At 49.4% G+C, this 15,062-nt stretch carries 8 protein-coding genes; 3 read left to right on the forward strand and 5 right to left on the reverse strand.

Going from position 1 to position 15,062, the window contains the following annotated elements; all coding sequences use genetic code 11:
* Nucleotides 1-15: 15 nt before the first annotated feature.
* From ICL07_RS09380 to ICL07_RS09390, 3 genes are read left to right on the forward strand one after another with little or no spacing between them, the layout of a single operon-like run.
* A complete protein-coding gene (locus ICL07_RS09380; RefSeq protein ID WP_188087648.1) occupies nucleotides 16-717 on the forward strand; it encodes a hypothetical protein in 702 nt (233 codons plus the stop codon).
* Nucleotides 714-1,646 (forward strand): c-type cytochrome, encoded by a 933-nt coding sequence (locus ICL07_RS09385; RefSeq protein WP_188087649.1) that lies wholly within the window; start codon nucleotides 714-716, stop codon nucleotides 1,644-1,646. Before ICL07_RS09380 ends, ICL07_RS09385 begins: the two co-directional genes overlap by 4 nt.
* Before the next feature lie 28 nt (nucleotides 1,647-1,674).
* The gene (locus tag ICL07_RS09390; protein WP_188087650.1) at nucleotides 1,675-2,088 is read left to right on the forward strand and encodes a DsrE family protein; all 414 of its coding nucleotides are present in this window, start codon (nucleotides 1,675-1,677) and stop codon (nucleotides 2,086-2,088) included.
* A 64-nt stretch (nucleotides 2,089-2,152) separates the two neighbouring features.
* Here ICL07_RS09390 and ICL07_RS09395 read toward each other — a convergent pair whose 3' ends face one another.
* The 5 genes from ICL07_RS09395 to ICL07_RS09415 all read right to left on the reverse strand — a co-directional run bounded on the left by ICL07_RS09395 (nucleotide 2,153) and on the right by ICL07_RS09415 (nucleotide 15,039).
* Nucleotides 2,153-5,119, reverse strand: a complete 2,967-nt coding sequence (locus ICL07_RS09395; RefSeq protein ID WP_188087651.1) for a LamG domain-containing protein — start codon at nucleotides 5,117-5,119, stop codon at nucleotides 2,153-2,155.
* A 16-nt stretch (nucleotides 5,120-5,135) separates the two neighbouring features.
* Nucleotides 5,136-7,466 carry a YyaL domain-containing protein gene (locus tag ICL07_RS09400; protein WP_188087652.1) on the reverse strand — a complete coding sequence of 777 codons (2,331 nt, stop codon included), beginning with the start codon at nucleotides 7,464-7,466 and terminating at the stop codon, nucleotides 5,136-5,138.
* The gene (locus tag ICL07_RS09405; protein ID WP_188087653.1) at nucleotides 7,463-10,018 is read right to left on the reverse strand and encodes a hypothetical protein; all 2,556 of its coding nucleotides are present in this window, start codon (nucleotides 10,016-10,018) and stop codon (nucleotides 7,463-7,465) included. Before ICL07_RS09405 ends, ICL07_RS09400 begins: the two co-directional genes overlap by 4 nt.
* A gap of 69 nt (nucleotides 10,019-10,087) precedes the next feature.
* Complete coding sequence (locus ICL07_RS09410) at nucleotides 10,088-11,878, reverse strand: RagB/SusD family nutrient uptake outer membrane protein (RefSeq protein ID WP_188087654.1); 1,791 nt, start codon at nucleotides 11,876-11,878, stop codon at nucleotides 10,088-10,090.
* Between the two features lie 44 nt (nucleotides 11,879-11,922).
* Nucleotides 11,923-15,039: a SusC/RagA family TonB-linked outer membrane protein gene (locus ICL07_RS09415; protein WP_188087655.1), complete on the reverse strand. Its 3,117-nt coding sequence runs from the start codon at nucleotides 15,037-15,039 to the stop codon at nucleotides 11,923-11,925.
* Nucleotides 15,040-15,062 lie beyond the last annotated feature (23 nt).

Below are 15,062 nucleotides of genomic sequence, written 5' to 3' on the forward strand. Positions count from 1 at the left end.
CAAATTTTTAATGTTATGGACCATACATCAAACGGAACTACCAACCGCCGCGACTTCCTGGGGAAAATGCTGGCGGGCGCCACTGTCCTCAGTATTCCTTCTTTTGTGGCATTGGACCTTCAACACACACAGGCACAGGAAAGCAAACAAATGAGTATCGGTACCCCTGAAGCCTGGGTCAACAAAATAAAAGGTAAACACAGGATGGTGATCGACATGCCACGGCCGCATGAAATCTATCCATTCGCCTGGGCTAAAGTATTTCTGCTCACCAATCAGGCTACCGGTACACCGGAGAAAGATTGTTGCGCAGTCGTAGTAATGCGGCATGAAGCTATTCCCTACGCCATGAAAGATGAACTGTGGGAAAAATATAAATTCGGCCAGTTGTTCAAAGCTGACGATCCCAAAACAAAAGCGCCGGCTGTGCGGAATCCTTTCTGGCAGCCTAAACCGGGCGATTATAATATTCCCGGCATCGGTAATGTAGATATCGGCATCAACGAACTACAGGCCAGCGGGGTCATGTTTGCGGTGTGTAATATGGCGATGACGGTGTACAGCGCCGCCGTAGCCAAAGAAATGGCACTGGACCCGGTAGCCGTAAAAAATGAATGGTTAGCGGGCGTACTGCCAGGCATCGAAGTCGTGCCTTCCGGACTATGGGCTATCGGGCGGGCACAGGAAAAAAACTGCGCGTACTGTTTTGCAGGATGATAAACAGGCCGTTGTGGATCATCTTTTTCGGGGTACTGCCCATTACCTTGTTTTATTGCCGTCGTACAGCCCAGCCGGGACAACCCTGGCAGGTGCCGGATACCGCTATGATCCCCCATACAGCGGCGGGTGACGATATCCGTTATGGCCGGGCGCTCATAGCGCATACCGCGCTATACCTGGGGCCTCAGGGCAGCGTTGCTCACATCAGCAATGGTATGAACTGCCAGAACTGCCACCTGGACGCCGGTACCAAAGTCTGGGGCAATAACTACAACAGTACAGCCGCTACCTTTCCCAAATTCAGGGCAAGAAGCGGCACCATAGAGTCTATCGAAAAAAAAGTAAACGATTGTTTTGTCAGAAGTCTGAATGGTCATGCGCTGGATAGCAACAGCAAAGAATTAAAAGCTATCATCGCCTATATACAATGGCTGGGGAAAGATCTTCCTAAAGGTTATAAAACACCCGGCAGCGGTATCCGTGAACTGCCCTATCTGCCGGTCGCCGCTGATACGGGGAAAGGCAAAATTATTTTCCTGCAACAATGCCAGCGATGCCATGGGGCAGACGGCAGCGGACAACGGGAGGCGAATGCCGCTGAATACCGCTACCCGCCTTTATGGGGACCTGACAGCTATAATACCGGCGCCGGATTATACCGCCTGTCCAGGTTTGCGGGATATGTAAAAGATAATATGCCATTCGGTGTAAACTATCTGCATCCGCAGCTCAGTGATGAGGACGCCTGGAATGTGGCTGCTTTTGTGAATTCACAGCCCCGGCCGGTAAAAGCTTTTCCGGCCGACTGGCCCGATATCCGCACCAAACCACCCGATCATCCTTTCGGCCCTTACAGTGACACCTTTTCGGAGGTACAACATAAGTATGGCCCTTTCCGGCCCATTGTCCGGCAACATAAAAAATAATATCCGCTTCATTCAAAACCAATCTGTCATGAAAAAGCTGTTTATATTTTTATCGCTTCTATTGGGTAGTATCACCTGTTTTGCACAGGCCGACTATAAAGTCATTTTCGATATCACCAGTAAAACACCGGAAGCACAACAAACCGTTATCCGGCAGGTGAACGGTATTATCAAAGAAAATCCCAACGCACAACTGGAAGTAGCCGTATACGGAGATGCGCTGGATATGGTGCTGAAAGACAAATCCACCGTGGCTCCTGCCTTATCCGAACTAATCAGCGGCCATAAGAATGTAAGTTTCAAAGTATGTGGCGCCACCATGAAAAGAAATAACAAGACCTCTGCTGAACTGATTCCTGGCGTACAGGTCGTGCCGGACGCCATTTATGAAATCATTACCAAACAGCGGGAAGGTTGGGGATATATCAAGGTAGCCCATTAAGTTAATATAAAAAACGAAGACTGCATGGATGCTTTTCCATGCAGTCTTTTTATATCCCTTAGCCTCATCCCGCTTTCATCACATACCAGGAAAAACCACCAGCAGGTATTGACACTTCCAGGAAAATATCCTGCTGATGGTCTGGTATATACTGTGTGGTATTACCTGCACTATCGGTCACCCGGGCATTACCGGTAATACCGGTATAGTATAAAGGCACTTTAAAACGACGGGTGATTTTTTTATCCGTAGGATTAAAAATCACCAGCATTCCTTTCTCTTCCAACAGGGAATTAACATGAAACATGGCATCGAGATCTCTTCCCGTAGGACGGGCCAGGTGAATAATGTCCGATGTCAGGATTTCCCGGTGTTCCTTAAACCAGTTAATCCAGCGCTGCACCATCTGCCTGGTTTCGGGGGTATCATACAAACGTTTACCCCTTACGGTGAACTGGCAGCCGCTGGCCAAATGCTGGAACAAACCTACCTCATACCGGTCCAGGTTGGCAGATAAAGGCTCCAGACCTACCCGGGGATCATTGGAATAAAAACCTACCAGCTGTAAGCCCAGCCATCCCATGGTGGGAGTTTTGTGCCAGGTGCCGTCGTAAATATACTGGCGGCCCAGCAGCAGCTGTTGTTGAGGGGTGAGATTAGCGCTGGCTTCGCGGTACCCCATACCGGTAGCGGATTGTCCGTTCAGGAAATACCAATCCGGAATGGGAACATACATGTTCCGGCGTTGCAATTCATGTAATACCTTCACCTGTTGTTTCCATTGTTCCCATTGTGAATCGAAGAGATTACGATGATACGGATGGTCCGTAGCCGCACAGGCGTCGCCATGATAGGGACCGTCCATATTGTAGGTTTTAAGGCCCGTCTCTTCAAAAAATTTCCACATGGCCGGATAATAAATATCCTGCCATTTGCTGGCGATACAAACGCTTTGGCCGAACAAACTACCGGGTTTACTAGTCTGCGGATCAATACAATCATAGGCTGCTCCACGCCCGCGGGAGGCCACCTGCAGCTCATATCCACCCATCACGATCCCTTTGGCGGCAGCGTAATCCGCCACGTCTTTCCACAGCCCTACATATGCGGTGTCCAGCCGGTCGTGCGAAATACCGGGCCACGCCTGGATATCCAGTCTTTCAAAGCCCAGTTCATGCATCTGGTCAATAAACCTTTTAATTTCCGTACGGTCTTGTGAGGTGATCCCACCGGTGATGAGCGACTCCGTTACCTGTGGCGCCAGTTTACGGTAAAATCGGCGGTGCGCCAGGCTTTGCCGCTCCCTGTCGTCGTTATCGTGCAACAGTTCAAACGTCACAAAAGAGCTAAATACCTGTCCGGTAGGAAGCATTTCAGCAGGCCCCATCGGTACGCGGCTGACAAGCAGATTATGATGCGGAAAGCCCAGAAATTTATCTTCCGCCTGATTATGGGAAGCCCAGGTATGATACTCCGGATCCTCCCGCCATGCAGTAGTGGAACGTCCCGTTTGATAGGCAGGAGGTGTTCCTTTGTAGTGCATCAGCGCACTCCCTTCCGGATCGGCATTCGCTAACGCAAACGAATAATCGCTTTCCACATGGATCCGGGATAACTGGTCCTGGTTGACGGCCAGCACCTCGCATTCGGTTTCGCTCACCAACACCGGTTGCCCGCTCTTATTCTCAATGGTGAGCCATTTAGCGATCACCGGCATTCCTTCGTATAGCTCATAATGGACCGCCACGGTAAACTTATCTTTCCACGCCGGCATGGTCACCGGCGCCGTATAATACATGATCAGATGCACACCTTTCGGAGGCCAGTCTGTATGCGCAGCATGGTATTTCAGCTGCCAGGGGTAACGCGCTTCCGGCTTACGTATATCCATACCCGTAAATCTGAAAGCGCCAGGATTGGCCACCAGTGAATTATACCAGCTCTCCATCAGGTAAGAATGCTCCGGTTGACCAGACAAACCACCGATATCGAACCAGGTACTGTCCAGTTTTATCCGTGCCTCCGGTTTTATTGCCCGCAGGTATTCCGCATTATTAATACGGTTGTTAAACCCGACACAGGCCAGGTTTTCGCTCACCAGAAATTCACGGGATACCAGTCCGTTGGATAGCTGGATTTTCGCACTCATCCCATCTTCGGCTGGTTGTACATACACCTGTGCCGGCGCGGTTACCGGCTTCACCAGCCAGTCCCCTTCTGCCGCCGCCACCGGCATTTTCGCTACCCCCGGCGTCGCTGCCAGCCTGGCTACCAGCTGCCGTTGTTGTGAAAGAGCCTGTTGTTTTTTTCCGGTTACCTGTTGTTTGTTGTACAGCAGGTGTTTGCCTGCATCAAATTTTCCACCATGCCACTGACTGAGGCGGACCTCATATATCAATCCACGGAAACCACGCGTGTTACCGGTAGCGCCCAATGTCAGCCCATCCAGGTCACGGGTGGACAACCGGAATGTTTGTTGCCGCTCGCTATTCACATATAAACTACCGGTTTTACCATCTGTTACCAACGCGATATGATACCACTCACCCGGCTTCATATTCACCGGTTTGCTGCTTGCAGGATCTCCATCTGTCATTACCACCAGTCCCTTGTCGTCCTGCCGCAGTTCATATCCCTGAGTGCCATTACCCAAAGATAACAAGGCAGATTCTCCTTCTGTAGCTTTTTGCTGGCGGGCATTCGCCTGCACCCATAACTCCAGGATAAAAGGCTGGTGCTTGTTCAGCAGGTGCCGCTGTAAACGGTAACCAGCATCTTCATCCAGCAATACCGCTCCTTCTCCCAACATTTTTTTATCTGCCGGTGCGTCTGCAAAAAATACCGGTTGCCCTTTTTTTATTAGCGTATAGCCATTCGCATTAGCATCCATTATGCTATCAGGGGCTATCGCATAGGTAACAGCACCCGCGCGGCCCATATTAAAATGCGCCACCACTTTTTGTTGTGCCTGTAGTGGCTGTATCACTAACAATAATCCTGCACAACATAATCCTAACTGAAGAAACCGCATGAAGCCTGTTTTTTGTCTACCTAACATTTATTTTACCATTACGGGAGATCCACAATTGCACCTTTTCACCGGCTTTCACCTGTACCTGCGGCCATTGATGAAATGCGGCCGGATTCAACGGCACCCTGGCTTCCCGGCTTGTCTCCGCCATTACTGACACCCGCGCATCGTAAGAGGTAGGGTTATGCAAATTTATTAACATTCCCGTTGCATCTTTCCGTATCACACCGGCAGTAAGGTGATCAAATACATACACATTTCCCTTATCTGTTTGTACGTACATCCCTGGCAGTTCCATAGCCATCAACATCCCGGCAGTTTCGGTCCAGGAATTACGAGTGTGGATAAACTCCCCGATGCTGCCTTTTCCCTCTGCATCGCCGGGTTGTATCCGTTCCATGGACGATCCGGGCAGATAGTTGCTGGTGATATGTCCGGGCCGGTTTACAGCCTCTGTGTGTGCATGCTGGATATCACGCACCAGGTCGGCATACCGCCGCTCACCGGTAGCGCGGAAAAGCCGGAAAAGGCCATCTCCTGAACCGGTACAGATACCGGGTGCCGCGTGTTTATTTTGGATACTGGCCCACACCGCGCCGGTGATATTACTCTTCAATTGCCCTAACCTGCTGCCGGCGGGAAAATCGTAAGCATAGGACATCGTCCATGTGGCGCACAAGGCAGCCGTTGTTTCCGCCATTTTTAGCCATTCCGGATCATGACTATAATCGTATAGCGCCATCAGCGACTCCAGGAAACCGAAGGCCGATTCAGAATTGGCGTCTTGCGAAATATCCCCACAATCGCCGCCCGTCAGGCCCTGTCCTGCCACATCCCGCCGGTAATAAAACCGGGCTGCTTCGCTGGCAATGGTAAACCATTCGGGCCGGTTAAAATAACGGGCTGCCAGGGTAAGTCCCGCTGGCGCAATCGCTCCCGCAGTAGAATTATATACGGCAATTTCTCCGCTGGCCGGTACAATATACTGCCCAAATTCCCGATGTTGCCGCCAGGTGCCGGCAAAAGCACCGGCCAGCCGTTGCGCGGCAGCTTCCCAGGAGGGATGGATCTCAGCTGCATGTCCCTGCACTTTCAGCAGCAGCAGGTGCTTCATCAGCCACAATAATACGTCTCCGTTCTTGCGCACCATTGCCTGCACCGCCGGAAAAGCCGGATTTATTTTCTCCGGTATAATTTCTCCGTTCTCTTTGATCCCACCAAAAAAATAACCGCTTTTCCCTTGCAGGTTGTTTACCACAAAATCCAGCTCTTCTCCCACGCGTTGGCGCTCCTGTACTGTATTCATCGCCAGCATGGGGTAGGTATTGATCATACCGCTCACCCATCCCAGTTGAAAATCATTGTTGTTTTCCGGTTTATAGTAATTACCCCGTGGTGTATGAAAAAAGTTGCTGCTGCAGATGTCCCTTCCCATCTGCAACAGCTGGCTCATAGGAAGCTGGTCACGCAACGCTGTTTCCGGCGCCAGGTCTTTACGTACCTGCATAAACCGTCGCAGCAATGCTGGTATACCATCCGCATCAAATACGTATACCCGTAACCGTATCATGCATTCATCTCCCGGCGTCCAGGCCGGCGCCAGGTCGCCGCTGGGGTGAAAATCACCAAATCCCGGCGCCATCTTACGTACCGCCGGTGATGATACCCTGATATAAAAGCTGTCCTGTGAGGCATTTTCCTGCAGGGTAATCCCGTTGTTACCCCATGAAGTTTCCTGTGTAGTAAGTATAATGACGCCTTTCCTGGCCGCCGGCGAAAAAAAACAAACTGCCGGCGTGGCCATGTTCCCCGTCTGCAGCGCTATTTCAGCAGCTTTTCCTTTTTCAATGGACAAGCGGGGATTATTGGAAATAGTGAGCGGTACCGAAGGGTTATAGTACATCTCTTTCGGATATTCAGGGTTATAACCATTACCAATAGCGCGGTAACGGTTACCGTTATATACCGACGCAGGCACCAGCAGATAGTTAGCCGCACTCCATTGCCCAAACCGCAACGCCACGGCTACTGCAGCCGACCGGGCATTACCCGTACTCAGGCGGAAACCGGCATCAATATCCGCGGCATCCTTTTGTCCGGGCACCGCCTTCACCTGTAATGACAACTGCCAGGAACTACTGTCCGTATGCATTTCCCTCCCGGAAAACAGATGCTCCGCCACCAGGTCTGTACCCTGATATTCCTGCTGCATAAAAACAAGGGAACCTTTTACCAGCCCCAGTACCTTGTTGGCTTCCTTATCCGGCAACTGCGCGGCAGTAGTCTGAGCAACTGCCATCGTCAGCAGTAATAATCTGTATCGTATATATTTTATGCTGCTGTTCATTTGTTTACTTTTTCTGATGAAACAACATAAGTGGCCACCAGCTCCATTTTCACCGCATCATTTGCCGGCTGTAAAGCCTCCAGTGTAATGGTATCCATACCATTTCCGGCGACTGTTTTTCTTTTGACCGGTAACGCAGACAACACTTTCCTGTTCTTATCCGTCAACTGCCAGGCGCCATTGCGGAAAATAATACATTGTCCATTGGTCAGCGGATGATCTACCTGTATCTCCGTATTATCGGACAAACGAACGACTAATCCTGCTACTGAGCTTTTTTCGGGAATGGTCATCCGAATGGCCAATTCCTGCACACGGGCCTGTGGTGGCACACCTGTCCGCAGCGGCGTGGAATGGCCGTAACGAAGCTCCGGAAACCGCCGCTCTTTCAGGGTATACAGGATATATGAACCTTCACCGTTACGTTCCAGATGGTATTTGTAACGGAGATCTTTTAGTTTTTCCCGTTGTTGGGTGTTGAACATACCGGCAGCCCGGGCATCCTGCCAGTCACGGAAAGCGCGGAATATGGCCTGCTTTTCCCCGCTGCTTTCTACCGTCTCCTGGCTCAAACCCAGCATATACGTAGCATTCCAGCCAATAGATTTTGCCTGCAGGTTTTCTGCATCATACAGGCTCCAGCTGCCGCTGTAGCTCATAATTCCAAAAGTGGCCGGGAAATAATTACTTTCAAAAACATAACGCATATCCTTGCCTTCTATACCCCATTTATTATGCACCGGATCAAACATATGATCACCACCACCAACGTTACAAACACTCATATAATGCCAGTTGCCCTCATATACGCAGGAACCCATTACCCGCAAATAATCACCACCGGTTTGACGATAAGTGTCAAATAACTTCCGGAAAAAACGTTTGAAGGAATATTGCCCATGCCCCTGGTAGATACAACTTTCCAGCCCATCGAAATCAATATAGTCCATATGGCCCTCCGTGAGCCAGCGGCCATAATAACCGGCGTAATCTTCCTGCAGGTCCATGTTGGGCGCAAAACCGCGGTAACAGTTGGGTTGTAGTTTCACCACAGTAGTGCCGGCGGGAAATGTGCCTTTCACAGTACCATGAAATCCACGATTGACGTGCAAAAATGTATAAGGCGGCGTAGTGGTGATACCGTTATATTCAATCAGCTCTTTCCCAATTTTCAACACATTGGTATGATTTCCTTCCCATCCGCCAAACTCATTAAAATAAGCGGTATCAGTAACCATGATCATTGTATCGTTTGGCGATAACGCGTGAGCCAGCGTGGTACGCTGCATAATTGCCAGGCTGTCGCTGGGTACCGGCGCTACATCGCTATTATTGTCCGGTTGCAGAAATTCACACAGCGTATGCAGCCCGTAACGGACGCCCTCCGTTTTCATTTGCCGTCCGAAATCGGGGATAGACATAGCCGGACCGTGTGCAAAGCTGATCTTCTTCTTTCCCCAACGATTGGCCGGATTAGGATAATATTCTCCCCACCCTTCATCCTGCACGGCCTGCAACCCAAGCTGGGCAGCATAAGACGCCAGACTGTCATGCGCACCCCACCAGGCGATGTCTGGCTTAAAAGCACGGGGGTCTTTTATCCAGATACCATCTGATTCCGGATGCGGGAGACCTTCGTTCAATACAATACGTTCAATAGTGGCAAGCCCCCGTTGGTCAGGGCAGGCATACAGCGCAATAGCGGAACCATTAAAATCGGCATCTGTTGGCTCCACCAGCTGATAACGGGCTGAATTAAAGCCGCCATCAAGGTTATCCGGCAATACCGGGTACCGGATCATTTGTTCTTTTCTGCGGTCACGGGAATGCAGGCAGATAGTAGAACCAAAAGACGGCTCCAACCTGGCGCCATCACCATAACACATCCTGAAATATTCTTCGGGCTGGGAATAAAAGGCGATGTCGCTGATGCCATCTCCTCCTATCTTAAATGTTTGCCCTTCTTTCAAATGAGGCGGCAGCGGGTATTTTACCGGATCGGGAGAATGAATATAATAATACATAAATCCCATATCCCCATCAGTCGGCGGGCCGCTGGTGGTATTATCATTGAGCGCCATCATGCCAATCGCAAAATGATCATCACGCACAACGGAAATAATTTCCCCGATCGTTTTGGATATGTTGGTTTTATAAGGTCCCCATACAATATTGTCTGCATGACTGCGATTATCTACCGCCACCAGTTGTAACCGGAGATATTCCTTTTTTTCGTCGCTTTTGATCGTGGCAATAGAACCGTCTGTGTAAGTCAGTTTCACCAATGCACCGTCAATAATGGCTTTCACGGGATATATCCATTGTTTGTCTTTATACAGGCAAAGTAAGGGAGAAGACATTCCCGCAGGGCAATACTCTTTTCCGGTACGTTTGTCTTTGATGGAAGTAATGTATCCACGGCCATCGATCGTAAAAGATGCGTGCATAGTCCTGAAAACCTTACCCTGTGCCGATGTGCCGGCGGCAGAAAGCAGCAGCCATAATATCATCAGCCATGGCAGCCATCGTTGTATGTTATTTTTCTTCATCATCCTGTTCTATGAAAGGGATATACCGGAAAGCCCGGTATATCCCTTCGTGATTAAAGCATCCCGCATAGTTTATTGTAGCGGGTCAAAAGCACCGCCCCACTCATTGTTCTGTTGCAATACATTTTTCGACTGGGAGATTTGTGACGGCGGAATAGCATAGAACCAATGGTGCAGGTCCAGGTTGAACTTAAACGCCGGATCTCCATCCAGGTTATCAATATAGTTTGCGGTAAAACGAGCCCGTACGGCAGCTGTCATGATGTTATCCGAGGGGCTTACCGTTTGGTTGTTGTTCAGGGTGAGGTATAAGCCATGGCGGGCTCCCTGGTTGTTGAGGATATCGAAACGTTTCCAGCGGCGCAGGTCGTCGAGGCGTTTGTTTTCAAAGGCAAACTCCGCCTGGCGTTCTGTAATGTAAGCATCCCGTATATCCTGCACAGCGGCGGCGGTAATACCATAGTTGTTGTTTATGCCCGGCTGGATACCTGCCCGTTGCCGGATATTTCTCAGCACCTGCAAGGCTTCTGCTGTTTTCCCCAACTCGTTGGCACATTCGCCATAATTCATCCATACTTCTGCAAAACGTATCTCCGGCCAATCTGTCTGCGCCTGTTTACCGAGATTAGCGGTAACCGTGGTATCCAATCCTTTGCGGTCAAAGAAACCTGTCAGACCGGGGTTACCAGGCATTCCCGGATGTATGACATTGAGGATGTTCACATACCTGCCGGCGGCAACATCATATTTCCATGCATTCCAGAAACTGTTACCTTTAACATATATCGGCGCCACTTCATCCGGAGCGGGATAAGGGGTACCGCCACAAAAAATGGTAGCATAAAAACGATCGTCCCGGTTGGTATAAAAATCGGTCAGGAACTCCGCATTATACGCGGGATCCGCCAGTCTTGCTTTATCCAGTAGCATAGGCGCACCGTCTCTCTTTGGGAAAGCCAGTAACAACGACAGCAACGGCTGATTGTTGTTGGACACATCCTTCGTCATCGGCTCCGGCCGGATATAATTGAAATAGGTAGGATTGTTGGGATACTGAAACTGATTGACCATAATCACCTCCGGGTTACGTTCCTGGTACCAGATATTCCGGTAGCTGGGAAACAAACCATGACCCTGTGTTACTGCAAAATCCACTGCCGCTTTATTGGCATCATAGGCAGCCTGCCAACGGGCTGCATTACCGGTAGGATTAAAAAGCGGGCTGGCATAGGATAATAATACCCTGCCTTTAAAAGCCATGGCCGCTACTTTGGTAATACGTCCATAATCCTTGCCTGCATTGGCATAAACACCGGGCAACAGCTGAATGGCATCGTCCAGGTCTTTTACGATCTGCGCTATACATTCCGATGTTTTATTGCGTGGCACAAAAAGCGCATCCACATTATCAGCTGGTTGTGTGTGCAGTATTAATGGCACCCCACCGAGATTCTTCACCATTCCCCAATAGGCCCAAGCCCGCCAAAATTTGGCTTCCCCGGTAAACTGCTGCTTTTTAGCGTCTGACAAAATATCGGATGACAGCGTCTGTAGCTTGTCCAGGAAAAAATTGATTTTGTCGATGTTGGTATAATCGAGTTTGGAATTGGTCGTAGAAATAGCCAGAATCCCCCGGGAATAATCCGGCATGCTCCTGGCATTGGAGATACCTTCGTCGGAATCTGCACCATTAAATGTCCAGCCGGGCATCATATTACCATAGATATCACTTAAGAAGGCGCCAATCATGGTAGAGTCCTTCCACACATTGTTCGGATTAAGGTTATTCTGATTGTCATAATCCAGTCCCTTCCTGCAGGACACCGTTCCCGTAAGCAATGTAATACCGGCGATTACGGGCATTAATAGTCTTTTATATCGTTGTATCATTATCAGCAGAATTGTTGTTAGAGAGAAACATTGATACCAAAATTGAATGTTTTCATAATGGGGAAAGAGAAGCCATTAGCCATTTCAGGATCGTAATACTGTTGTTTGAACTTGCTCAGCACAAACAGGTTGGAACCGCTGAAATATATTTTCGCACCAGACATACCTACTTTGTTCATGATTTTCCCAGGGATGCTATACCCCAGTGAAAGGTACCGCAGGCGCAGGAAACTGCTGTTTTTCAACCAGAAAGTACTCTCGTCGTTCGTCACCCGGCGGCTGTCGTCATTGGCGGAGTAACGGATCGGTAATGATCCATTGGTATGTTCAGGGGTCCATCCTTCCTGATACCATTCTTTCCACATGCGGTTCCACTCAACGTTACCATCTACCAGGTTATTCACAAACTTCCATTGGTGCAATCTTCCGCTGAAGGTGGCATTCAGGAAGAAACCTTTCCAGGTCACGCCCAGGTTAAGTCCCAGGAACACCGGGTTATTATTGGCTTTCACGGCTACAATGTCCCAGTCGTCGATGATGCCGTCCGGTTTTCCATCGGGACCGCTGATATCCTGATAAACCAACTGTCCGGGCTTAGGTGTAATGCCATAGTAGTTATATCCGGGATGTGCCGCCAGGAAAGCATCTGCTTCCTCCTGGGTACGCAACATGCCGGTATTAATGTGGGAACTGATCCTGGTCGTGGAGGCTCCTTCCGGCTGCTGATAAGGGTAGGTCATAATGGAATCTCTCACAATGAATTTTGCGCCGCCGTAAGAGGCATTCAGCTGAACAAAATATTGCAGGGCTCCTGTTTCGTTCTTGTATCCCACTGATAGTTCCATGCCTTGTGCATTTACTTTTCCATAGTTGGAGCTGGGCAAGGTACGGCTGAAAGTAGGTGGTACAGACGCATTTCTTGCACCCAGGATATCATAGGTATTGATGTTATAGTATTCCAGCGTGGCATTGAAATGTTTCAGGAACTCCACATCCAGCCCGGCATTATAGCTGCGTGTTTTTTCCCAGGAAAGGTTTTCATTCACTATAGGTCCGTAGGTAATACCTGCGTTGGTCTGCGGATCCGTGCCGAAATACCCGTTCTTTCCGGGTTGATAGGATTGTTGCCATTGCCATCCGCCTACGGCATCATTACCGGTAAGCCCTACAGAAGCACGCAATTTCATAAAATCGATGGCTTTCCATGATTGCATAAAATTTTCTTTGGAGATCACCCAACCAGCGGAAGCGGAAGGGAAAAATCCCCAGCGTTTGTCGTAAGCAAAGTTCATGGAGCCATCGTAACGATAGGACAAATTAAGCAGGTATTTACCATCGTAATCGTAGAACAGTTGTCCTACCCAGGAACGACGGCCCGTTTTCTGTGTTGTTTTACCATCGTTGTAGGAATCCAGCCTGTCTCCGCTGGTAGCCCACCATTGATCGGTAGTATATACCGGGAATTTATCCCGTCCTGTTTTTACGCCACCGCTCTGGCCTTCATATTGCTCGTATACCATCATGCCTTTTATATGATGCAGATCATGAAAGGTACGGTCGTAGTTCAGCATAAAGTTGAGCTGATAATTATTGAACCAGTTATAATCTTCCTGTAAATAGGTATGTGGAATCTGGGATGATTTTTTCAGGGTCACCCGGTCTGCGTCATTGGTGCTGATCTGGCGCACACCGGTAGTTTTCATCACCCACATATCGTATTGTTCTTCGAAAGTCCGGATGCGGCCATTATAATAAAACTTACCGAACTGTGAAGAGGCCGACAGGCCTTCTATACCAGGTATTTTATACGTCAGTTTCAAATTGATCCCGGTATTGAGATTATTGTTTTTGATATATCCTCCATCACCTCTTATTTCCGCACCCACGTTACCGATCCAGCCGTAATCAATGGGGTTACCGCCATCCGTCCATATTGGTTGTTCCGGTTGCCATAACAGCTGTTTGCGGTAAATATCACCAATGGTGGGTGCAATGGCAGTATTGGGAGGACCATCGGTGAGACTGTTGTTCAGCGAAAGTGCAGAGAACAATTGCAACCGGTCAGTAATATCAGTGGTAATATTGGCACGGATGTTATATTTATCCAGCGACAGGTTCTTCAGCATCGCATTTTGTTTCACGTACGATCCACCCACGTAGTATTTAATTTTTTCCGTACCGCCGGAGGCACTCAGGTTATGTGCGGTAACTGATGGGTCGCGCCATACAGCACCGAGCTGATCGTATCCCCATCCGTTATTTATCTTCCGGAAATAATCGAAATCGGAAGGTGTCCAGATAGTGCTGGAATTAGGATTGATGCGGTTATAAATTTCGCCGGTTTCGATGGCACTGGTCAGTGGTGCATTGCCACCACGTTTATCGACCCCGGTATTAAAGGAATAATTAATCCTGGGCGTGCCGTTTTTACCCTGACGGGTGGTCACCACTACTACGCCGCCGGAAGCCCTGGAACCATATACCGCAGCGGAGGCGGCATCTTTGAGCACAGACACATTATCGATATCGTTGGGGCTGAGGTTATTAAAATCATCGGCGGTACTGATAATACCATCGATCACAAACAGTGCGTCCTGCTTATTCCAGGAGGAGCCCGTACGGATAGTAATACCAGGATTGGTGCCAGGGATGCCCGAAGGTGTTTCCACGTTTACACCGGCCATCATACCGGCCAGCAAACTGGTTGGTGAAGTGGCAGGTGCATTGCGGCGGTCGTCGTCCATTTTCATGGTTGCCACCGAACCGGTTACCAGCGCCTTTTTCTGGGTACTGTACCCTACCACCACCAGGTCTTTCAGGTCTGTTGCAGCCACTTGCAGCTGTATTTTCAGCGTAGCCTTATCTACTACGGCAAAGGCTGTACGAAAACCAGTCATGGAGATTTTCAACCGGCTGTTAAGGGGCACATTGAGTTCAAAAGCGCCGGTGGGATTGGTCACTGTTCCGTTTCCGGGGACGCCTTCCTGGCTGATAGTAGCGCCCGGCAAAGGCGTACCGGCGGAATCAACTACCAGGCCTTTCACTACGACTTTGGCCTGTGCAGCGGCATTGGTGGAATGAAGGACAAAACACAACAATGCGATTGTCCATAAAAGCAATTTAGATCGGTTCATAAAAAGTAAATAGGTGGAAATGT

Source organism: Chitinophaga qingshengii, assembly GCF_014529935.1.
Lineage (GTDB): Bacteria > Bacteroidota > Bacteroidia > Chitinophagales > Chitinophagaceae > Chitinophaga > Chitinophaga qingshengii.